At 62.0% G+C, this 8,393-nt stretch carries 10 protein-coding genes; 3 read left to right on the forward strand and 7 right to left on the reverse strand.

The window, feature by feature from the left end:
• Position 1: 1 nt before the first annotated feature.
• The 5 genes from trpD to rpe all read right to left on the reverse strand — a co-directional run bounded on the left by trpD (position 2) and on the right by rpe (position 4,794).
• The gene (gene trpD, locus CHB88_RS22400; protein ID WP_089401593.1) at positions 2 to 1,036 is read right to left on the reverse strand and encodes an anthranilate phosphoribosyltransferase; all 1,035 of its coding nucleotides are present in this window, start codon (positions 1,034 to 1,036) and stop codon (positions 2 to 4) included.
• Positions 1,037 to 1,182: 146 nt separating this feature from the next.
• Positions 1,183 to 1,752 (reverse strand): aminodeoxychorismate/anthranilate synthase component II, encoded by a 570-nt coding sequence (locus tag CHB88_RS22405; RefSeq protein WP_089401580.1) that lies wholly within the window; start codon positions 1,750 to 1,752, stop codon positions 1,183 to 1,185.
• A 1-nt stretch (position 1,753) separates the two neighbouring features.
• Complete coding sequence (trpE, locus tag CHB88_RS22410; protein ID WP_089401581.1) at positions 1,754 to 3,250, reverse strand: anthranilate synthase component I; 1,497 nt, start codon at positions 3,248 to 3,250, stop codon at positions 1,754 to 1,756.
• A gap of 201 nt (positions 3,251 to 3,451) precedes the next feature.
• Positions 3,452 to 4,132 (reverse strand): phosphoglycolate phosphatase, encoded by a 681-nt coding sequence (locus CHB88_RS22415; protein WP_089401582.1) that lies wholly within the window; start codon positions 4,130 to 4,132, stop codon positions 3,452 to 3,454.
• The gene (gene rpe / locus CHB88_RS22420; RefSeq protein ID WP_089401583.1) at positions 4,129 to 4,794 is read right to left on the reverse strand and encodes a ribulose-phosphate 3-epimerase; all 666 of its coding nucleotides are present in this window, start codon (positions 4,792 to 4,794) and stop codon (positions 4,129 to 4,131) included. Before rpe ends, CHB88_RS22415 begins: the two co-directional genes overlap by 4 nt.
• A gap of 138 nt (positions 4,795 to 4,932) precedes the next feature.
• Between rpe and apaG the strand changes: the two genes are divergently transcribed.
• Positions 4,933 to 5,307 carry a Co2+/Mg2+ efflux protein ApaG gene (gene apaG / locus CHB88_RS22425; protein ID WP_089401584.1) on the forward strand — a complete coding sequence of 125 codons (375 nt, stop codon included), beginning with the start codon at positions 4,933 to 4,935 and terminating at the stop codon, positions 5,305 to 5,307.
• A gap of 13 nt (positions 5,308 to 5,320) precedes the next feature.
• On the opposite strand, the gene CHB88_RS25300 is transcribed toward apaG, so the two are convergent.
• Positions 5,321 to 5,497, reverse strand: a complete 177-nt coding sequence (locus CHB88_RS25300) for a hypothetical protein (protein ID WP_176442606.1) — start codon at positions 5,495 to 5,497, stop codon at positions 5,321 to 5,323.
• Between the two features lie 9 nt (positions 5,498 to 5,506).
• On the opposite strand from CHB88_RS25300, the gene mltA reads away from it, so the two are divergent.
• Positions 5,507 to 6,706, forward strand: coding sequence for a murein transglycosylase A (gene mltA / locus CHB88_RS22430; RefSeq protein WP_089401585.1), 1,200 nt, complete (start codon positions 5,507 to 5,509; stop codon positions 6,704 to 6,706).
• A 6-nt stretch (positions 6,707 to 6,712) separates the two neighbouring features.
• Here the strand turns inward: mltA and CHB88_RS22435 are convergent, their stop codons facing one another.
• On the reverse strand, positions 6,713 to 7,261 hold the full coding sequence (locus CHB88_RS22435; protein ID WP_089401586.1) for a hemerythrin domain-containing protein: 549 nt from the start codon (positions 7,259 to 7,261) through the stop codon (positions 6,713 to 6,715).
• A gap of 241 nt (positions 7,262 to 7,502) precedes the next feature.
• Here CHB88_RS22435 and CHB88_RS22440 point away from each other — a divergent pair, with 241 nt between their 5' ends.
• A complete protein-coding gene (locus CHB88_RS22440; protein ID WP_089401587.1) occupies positions 7,503 to 8,279 on the forward strand; it encodes an enoyl-CoA hydratase in 777 nt (258 codons plus the stop codon).
• Positions 8,280 to 8,393: the final 114 nt, after the last annotated feature.

The following is an 8,393-nucleotide window of genomic DNA, read 5'->3' on the forward strand; positions in this document are numbered from 1 at the left end:
ATCAAGCCTTGCTGAGTTGCTGGGTGACGCGCACGAACTGCTCCAGCTTGGCCCGCGCCGCGCCGGAGCCGATGGTTTCCGCCGCCTTGATCAAGCCGTCGGCAATGGATGCGACGGCGCCGCCGGCATACAGCGCCGCGCCGGCATTGAGCACCACGATGTCGCGCACCGGTCCGGGCGTGTCATCGAGCGCTTCGAAGATTTTCTGCTTGGATTCCTCGGCGTCGGCCACCTTCAGATTGCGCGAGGCGACCATCTGCAGGCCGAAGTCCTCCGGATGGATTTCATATTCGCGGATCTCGCCGTTCACCAGTTCGCCCACCATGGTGCCGGCGCCGAGCGAAACCTCGTCCATGTTGTCGCGCCCCCAGACCACCAGCGCATGCTGCGCCCCGAGGCGCTGCAGCACCCGCACCTGGATGCCAACCAGGTCGGGATGGAACACGCCCATCAGGATGTTGGGCGCGCCGGCCGGGTTGGTCAGCGGGCCAAGGATGTTGAAAATGGTGCGCACGCCGAGTTCGCGCCGCACCGGGGCCGCATGCTTCATCGCGGCATGGTGGTTGGGCGCGAACATGAAGCCGATGCCGGTTTCCTCGACCGACTGCGCCACCTGCTCCGGCGACAGCATGATGTTGGCGCCGAGGGCTTCCAGCACGTCGGCGCTGCCCGACGAGGACGAGACGCTGCGGCCGCCATGCTTGGCCACGCGGATGCCGGCAGCCGCGGCCACGAACATGGAGGCGGTGGAAATGTTGAAGGTATGGGCGCCGTCGCCGCCGGTGCCGACGATGTCGAGCAGGTTGTCGCTGGACGCCAGTGGCACCTTGGTCGCGAATTCGCGCATCACCTGCGCCGCGGCGGCGATCTCGCCAATGGTTTCCTTCTTCACCCGCAGGCCCATGGTCAGGGCCGCAATCATCACCGGCGACATTTCGCCGCCCATGATCCTGCGGAACAGGGACAGCATTTCATCATGAAAGATTTCGCGGTGCTCGATGCAGCGCAGGAGGGCTTGTTGCGGCGTGATGGGCATGTTCTTCGTCCCGAAGAGAGAATTGGTGAGTCCCATCACAGCTGCCCGCTTCAAGCAACCGCTAACATTCCCTCCCCTTCAAGGGGAGGGTTAGGGCGGGGATGGGTTTCGGTAAATCGATAAAGAAGGAGGTGTAACCGCAGAGCCTACTTGCCCCGCTCCAAAAAGTTCTTCAACAACGCATGCCCATGTTCCGACAGGATGGATTCCGGATGAAACTGCACGCCTTCGATGTCATATGTCTTGTGGCGCACGCCCATGATCTCGCCATCCTCGGTCCAGGCGGTCACTTCCAGGCAGGCGGGCAGCGATTCACGCTCGATCGCCAGCGAGTGGTAGCGGATGATGGTGTAGGGGCTGGGCAAGCCCTCGAACACGCCTTCGCCGGTGTGCTCGATCGTCGAGGTCTTGCCGTGCATGACCTGCTTGGCCCGCACCACCTTGCCGCCGAAGGCGGCGCCGATGCTCTGGTGGCCGAGGCAGACGCCGAGAATCGGCAGCTTGCCGCCGAATTCCTGCAGCACCGGCACCGAGATGCCAGCCTCATGCGGCGAGCAGGGGCCGGGTGAAATGCAGATGCGGTCCGGGTTCAGTTCCCTGATCTGCTCCAGCGTGATTTCATCGTTGCGGAAGGTGCGCACCTCTTCGCCGAGTTCACCGAAATACTGCACCAGGTTGTAGGTAAAGGAGTCGTAGTTGTCGATCATCAGCAGCATGTCACAGCTCCCCATCCAGTCCGTCTTGCACTTGCTCGGCGGCGCGCAGCACGGCGCGCGCCTTGTTCTCGGTTTCCAGCCACTCCATCTCGGGGATGGAATCGGCGACCACGCCGGCGGCCGCCTGCACATGCAGCATGCCGTCCTTGATGACGCCGGTGCGGATGGCGATCGCCAGGTCCATCTCGCCGCCGAAGGAGAGATAGCCGCAGGCGCCGCCGTAGATGCCGCGCTTGGTCGGCTCCAGCTCGTCGATCAGCTCCATCGCCCGCACCTTGGGCGCGCCGGACAGGGTGCCGGCGGGGAAGGTGGCCTTGAACACGTCGATGTTCGACATGCCCGGCTTGAGCAGGCCTTCGACGTTGGAGACGATGTGCTGCACGTGAGAGTATTTCTCGATCACCATCTTGTCGGTGACCTTGACGCTGCCGGTCTGGGCGATGCGGCCGATGTCGTTGCGGGCCAGGTCGATCAGCATCACATGCTCGGCGATTTCCTTCGGATCCGACAGCAGCTCGGTGGCCAGTTCCGCATCGCGCTCCGGCGTGGAGCCGCGCGGCCGGGTGCCGGCGAGCGGACGGATCGTGACCTTCTTGTCGCCATCGGCGAGCGTCTCGTTGCGCACCAGGATTTCCGGCGAGGCGCCGACGATCTGCATGTCGCCGAAATTATAGAAATACATATAGGGCGACGGATTCAGCGATCGCAGCGCGCGGTACAGCGACAGCGGCGAATCGACGTAGGGCTTGGTGATGCGCTGGCCGACCTGTACCTGCATCAGATCGCCGGCCATGATGTACTCCTTGGCCTTCGCCACCGCCTTCAGGTAATCGGCCTTGTCGAAGCCGCGGAAGGATTCGGTGCGCACCGAAGCGGAAGTCACCGGCACGTCGACCACGCGGCGCAGCATGGCGCGCAAGTCCTTCAATCGCTGGCGGCTTCGGGAATAGGCTTCCGGCTGGGTCGGGTCGGCGTAGACGATCAGGTACAGCTTGCCGGACAGGTTGTCGATGACGGCCAGTTCCTCGGTCACCAGCAGCTGGATGTCGGGCAGTCCGAGTTCATCCTTGGGCGCCGAATCGGCCAGGCGCTTCTCGATGTGGCGCACCGCGTCGTAGCCGAAGTAGCCGGCCAGGCCGCCGCAGAAGCGCGGCATGCCGGGGCGCATCGCTACCCGGAAGCGGGACTGGAATTCGGCGATGAAATCGAGCGGATCGCCCTCGTGCGATTCGACCACTTCGCCATGCTTGACCACTTCGATGCGGCGGCCGTAGCTGCGCATCAGGGTGGAGGCGGGCAGGCCGATGAAGGAGTAGCGGCCGAAACGCTCTCCACCCACCACCGACTCGAGCAGGAAGGTGTTCTTGCCGGTGTTCTGGGACTGGGCCAGCTTGAGGTAGAGCGACAGCGGAGTTTCGAGGTCGGCGAAAGCTTCGGCGATCAGTGGAATGCGGTTGTAGCCTTGCGTGGCAAGCGATTTGAATTCGAGTTCGGTCATGTTCCTCTCCGGGCCGCCATTGTAGAGCCAGAGTCAGTCAACGGCGGAGGTGATATGCAAAAAACGTTGCCAGATCATCAATGATGATTGGCGGCGATCAGGATCAGTTGGTCCAGGATTGCCAGCGTCGCCACAGCCAGGCCTCATGGGCGCCCGACAGTGTTACGTCACGTTTTTCGGTCAGAAACATAGAAGTGATGTTTATCCGGAGATGATATGGGCCGCGTCAAGCAGCGTGGAAACTATACCATCGGAATCGATTTCCTGTACAGGCTGCCCGTGATTGTAGCCGTAGGGCACGGTCAGGCTGCGGCAGCCGGCGGCGCGGGCAGCCTCGGCATCGTTGGTCGAATCGCCGATGGCCACCACCTGATGCGGCTCCAGGCCGAACGCCTTGCACACCTGCAGCAGCGGATACGGGTCCGGCTTCTTGCGGGCGAAGGAATCGCCGCCATAAACCAGCTCGAACCAGAAGGCAAGGCCGGTCTTCTCCAGCAGCGGCACGGCGAAGCCAACCGGCTTGTTGGTGACGCAGGCCAGGCGCAGGCCCTTGGCGCGCAGCGCTTCCAGGCCTTCCTTCACTTGCGGATAGAGAGTGACATGGTCGCCGTTGATGGCGTGGTAGTGACGGTGATAAGAGTCCAGCGCCGGGGTCAGGCGCTCCTGAACCGTCGGCTGATCGTAGTCCAGCCCGATGATCTGGCGTACCAGGTGCTCGGTGCCCTTGCCGACGAAGCGCTCGATCGTCTCGATGCCTACCGGCGCTAGGTCGAGCTCGTTACGCATGCGGTTGATGGCAATGTGGAAGTCGGGCGCTGTGTGCAGCAGGGTGCCGTCGAGGTCGATGATGGCGGCGCGAATGCCGGAAAGCGAGGCGCTCATGCGGCCGCCAGTTCGCGGCGCATGCCGTCGATCACCGCCTTGTAATCCGGCTTGCCGAAGATGGCGGAGCCGGCGACGAAGGTGTCGGCGCCGGCGCGGGCGGCTTCGGCGATGTTCTCGATCTTGATGCCGCCATCCACCTCCAGCATGATGTCGCGGCCGGACTCGTCGATGCGCCGGCGCACATCGGCGATCTTCTTCAGCGCCTGCGGAATAAAGCTCTGTCCGCCGAATCCCGGATTCACCGACATGATCAGCACGATGTCCAGCTTGTCCATCACATGGTCGAGGTAGTGCAGCGGCGTGGCCGGGTTGAACACCAGACCGGCCTTGCAGCCGTTGTCCCGGATCAGCTGCAAACTGCGGTCGATGTGCTCCGACGCTTCCGGATGAAAGGTGATGATGTTGGCGCCAGCCTTGGCGAAATCCGGAATGATGCGGTCCACCGGCTTGACCATCAGATGCACGTCGATCGGCACCTGCACATGAGGCCGGATCGCTTCGCAGACCAGCGGGCCGATGGTGAGGTTGGGCACGTAATGGTTGTCCATCACGTCGAAGTGGATGATGTCGGCGCCGGCGGCCACGACGTTGCGCACTTCCTCGCCCAGGCGGGCGAAATCGGCGGAGAGAATGCTGGGAGCGATGCGATAGGTAGGCATGGGAACAGTGATGCGGGATCGGTGCGAAAAAGAAGCGCTATTCTACCCCGGCGCAAAAATCCGGTCCTTGCCAGCGCAAGGGATTTCGTGTGCAATGGGCGCCTGACCGATCGTCATGCCCAAACAACAAGGAAGCCCATGGCCGCATATGAATTCACGGTGTCGGTGAAGCCCCAGTATCTGTCTGAACAGTCCGAGCCGGAGCGGTCCCGCTATGTCTTTTCCTATGCCGTCACCATCCGGAACACCGGTCAAGTGGCGGCGCAGCTGATCTCTCGTCACTGGATCATCACCGACGGTAATAATCATGTGGAAGAGGTGAAGGGCTTGGGCGTGGTCGGCCACCAACCGTTGCTGCGCCCGGGCGAGCAGTTCGAGTACACCAGCGGCGCTTCGCTGGCCACGCCCCAGGGATCGATGCAGGGCACCTATTTCTGCGTCGCCGAAGACGGGGAGCAGTTCCAGGCCAGGATTCCGGAGTTCCTTCTCACCCAGCTGCGCACCTTGCATTGAGTCTCATCGCGCATCATTCCCGTGTTTCGCCTGCGTCGCTGCCCGTCTGATCCGCCTTTCGCGCCGGCGGTGTGGCGGATTTGCCGGGCGGCGTAGTCGGCTTTTTGCCGGCGAACATCGTCCACCATACAATAAACACCAGCAGGAACAACGCCACGCCTGCTTCAAGAAACAATATCCACATAGTCATTCAGTCTTCATGTTTTCGACATCCCGCAGTCTACTCGCATCCGCCTTCATCGCCGCATCCCTGCTTGCCGCCTGTACCACCACCCCAGTGCCGCCGCCTCAGCCCGAAAAGCCGCCTCAGCCGGCGCAACCGGCTGAAAAGCCGAAGGAAACGCTGCGGCCGGCAAGTTTCTCCGATCTGCCAGGCTGGAGCCGGGACGACCTGCGCCAGGCTTGGCCGGCGTTCAGCACTTCATGCGAGGTGCTGGTGAAGAAGCCCGAGTGGAAGGAACCCTGCGCCATCGCCGCGACGGTCGATGCCGGCAATGCCAAGGCGGTGCGCCTGTTCTTCGAAACCTTCCTTCAGCCGTTCCAGGTCATCAATCCGGACGGAACGGAAACCGGCCTGGTGACCGGCTACTACGAGCCGCTGCTGCGCGGCTCGCGCAAGCGCGGCGGCCCCTATCAGACGCCGCTCTATCGAGTGCCCGAGGATCTCCTGACGGTCGATCTGACATCGCTCTACCCGGAACTGAAGAACCTGCGCCTGCGCGGCCGGGTCGTCGGCAACAAGGTGGTGCCGTATGCGACGCGCGGCGAAATCGTCCAGAACAATCTGCTCGGCGGCAAGGAACTGCTGTGGGTGGATGATCCGATCGAAGCATTTTTCCTGCAGGTGCAAGGCTCCGGACGCGTGCAGCTCGACAGCAAGGAAGTGGTGCGCGTCGCCTATGCCGACCAAAATGGCCATCCTTACAAGTCCATCGGCCGCTACCTCGTGGACAGGGGCGAGATGACGCTCGATCAAGCTTCGGCCCAAGCCATCCGCACCTGGTATCTCGCCAATCCGGCGCGGCAGCAGGAACTGCTGAATGCCAATCCCAGCTACGTGTTTTTCAAGGAAGAGAAGATCGTGGATCCGCGCAAGGGCCCGAAAGGCGCACTCGGCGTGCCGCTGACGCCGGAGCGCTCGATCGCCATCGATCCGCAATTCGTGCCGCTCGGCGTGCCGGTATTTTTGTCCACGACTCATCCTGGCAAGGACACCCCGATGCAGCGCCTGGTGCTGGCGCAGGACACCGGCGGCGCCATCCGCAACGCCGTGCGGGCCGACTTTTTCTGGGGATTCGGCAAGGAAGCGGGCGACCAGGCAGGGCGGATGAAGCAGCGCGGCATGATGTGGCTGCTGCTGCCCCGACAGGCGCAGCCATCCAGCACGGCGGCGCGGTAAGCGCCTTCAGGACAAGGTCGGGGCGCGCCTGGAGCGCGCCTTGTTGATCGCGGCCCGGCTCTGCATTGCATGGGCCAGCGTCGTGTCCATCGTGGACATGTGAAACGCGAACCAGAGCGGCAGCAATTGGTCAGTCACTTCCCGACCCAGTCCCAGATTGCCCTCCATGACGCGCATGTGGACATTGTGCAGGGCGCCGAGCACGCGCGCATGCTGCTCCTGGTGAGGCCGATGGCTTGGCAGCTCGACTTCTTCCATCCACTCCTCCTCGCGCAGGAAAGCTTGCTCAAGCTGGTGAACAAAAGCGCCGAAACGGGCGGCAAACTCCTGATCGGGGACAGTCGACAGCTGATCCAGTGCTTGAAAGACGTCATGATGCAACTGGTCCATGGCCGGCGTGCCGGAAGAGATATCGGTCAGAAAAGCAGCCTCGCTGCCGTTGCCGTTGAAAGCCATGTGGGTCCACGTATTTGCGCTTGCCTGTTCCGCCTGCAAGCTTGCCTGGGTGAGAAGATCGCGCAGCCAATGCAAATTCCGCTCGCTGGCCGGTTCCATGATGTCGCCTCCCTATGAAGAAGATGGTGGTCCCACTTCATTCTTGTTATTGCCCGCGCCCCATGCCAATGGGAACCCACTAGCCGGCGGGCTGTACCCAAAACGAGTACCATCATCGAGTCTCAGATTAGGCGTTTCCGGGAAAGCTTGTTTGAGGTAGCTCAAGTCGAGCCATGAGGCTTGCTCGAGCATAATCCGGCACCGCCCATGCCCGCATTGCCAAACTTTCAGGAGGAGCAGCATGGATTATCAGAACATCATTGTCGAAACTCATGAACGTGTCGGTCTCGTGCGTCTTAACCGGCCGAAAGCCTTGAATGCGCTTAACGACCAATTGATGGATGAACTCGGACAGGCGCTTGCGACCCTCGACACCGACGATGGCATCGGGTGCATCGTCTTGACCGGCAATGAAAAGGCTTTCGCTGCGGGAGCCGACATCGGCGCCATGGCCTCCTATACCTTCATGGATGTCTATAAGGGCGAATACATCACGCGCAACTGGGAGCAATTGCGAAAGGTGCGCAAGCCGGTCATCGCCGCGGTCGCAGGCTATGCGCTGGGCGGCGGCTGTGAAGTCGCGATGATGTGCGACTTCATCATCGCTGCAGATACTGCGAAATTCGGCCAGCCGGAAATCAAGATAGGCACCATGCCAGGGGCGGGAGGAACTCAGCGCTTGCCGCGAGCCGTTTCCAAGGCGAAAGCCATGGATATGTGCCTCACCGGCCGGATGATGGATGCCGCCGAAGCCGAACGGGCGGGGCTAGTCTCGCGCATCGTGCCAGCGGAGCGTCTTCTCGAAGAAGCCATGGCTGCAGCAAAGACGATTTCCGAGATGTCGCTGCCTATCGCCATGATGGTCAAGGAATCGATCAACCGTGCCTATGAATCGACTTTGAGCGATGGCGTCCAGTTTGAAAGGCGGATGTTCCATGGCACCTTCGGCACCCAAGATCAAAAAGAAGGCATGAAAGCTTTCCTTGAGAAGCGGCCGCCGAAGTTCAACCACCAATGAATGCCGCCTGCCACCGCTGATCAAGCAGCGAAGGTGTTGACAGGGAGGAGCAAACCCCGCATAATCTCGCTTCTCTGCTGCTGACGAACACAACGCTTCGCAGCGCCGGCAAGC

The sequence above is a fragment of the Noviherbaspirillum humi genome (assembly GCF_900188095.1).
Lineage (GTDB): Bacteria > Pseudomonadota > Gammaproteobacteria > Burkholderiales > Burkholderiaceae_D > Noviherbaspirillum > Noviherbaspirillum humi.

Excerpts from the sequence above, each read along its gene's own strand:
- trpD (WP_089401593.1), bottom strand. The coding sequence starts at position 1,036 with ATGCCCATCACGCCGCAACAAGCCCTCCTGCGCTGCATCGAGCACCGC.
- CHB88_RS22405 (WP_089401580.1), bottom strand. The coding sequence starts at position 1,752 with ATGCTGCTGATGATCGACAACTACGACTCCTTTACCTACAACCTGGTG.
- trpE (WP_089401581.1), bottom strand. The coding sequence starts at position 3,250 with ATGACCGAACTCGAATTCAAATCGCTTGCCACGCAAGGCTACAACCGC.
- CHB88_RS22415 (WP_089401582.1), bottom strand. The coding sequence starts at position 4,132 with ATGAGCGCCTCGCTTTCCGGCATTCGCGCCGCCATCATCGACCTCGAC.
- rpe (WP_089401583.1), bottom strand. The coding sequence starts at position 4,794 with ATGCCTACCTATCGCATCGCTCCCAGCATTCTCTCCGCCGATTTCGCC.
- apaG (WP_089401584.1), top strand. The coding sequence starts at position 4,933 with ATGGCCGCATATGAATTCACGGTGTCGGTGAAGCCCCAGTATCTGTCT.
- CHB88_RS25300 (WP_176442606.1), bottom strand. The coding sequence starts at position 5,497 with ATGACTATGTGGATATTGTTTCTTGAAGCAGGCGTGGCGTTGTTCCTG.
- mltA (WP_089401585.1), top strand. The coding sequence starts at position 5,507 with ATGTTTTCGACATCCCGCAGTCTACTCGCATCCGCCTTCATCGCCGCA.
- CHB88_RS22435 (WP_089401586.1), bottom strand. The coding sequence starts at position 7,261 with ATGGAACCGGCCAGCGAGCGGAATTTGCATTGGCTGCGCGATCTTCTC.
- CHB88_RS22440 (WP_089401587.1), top strand. The coding sequence starts at position 7,503 with ATGGATTATCAGAACATCATTGTCGAAACTCATGAACGTGTCGGTCTC.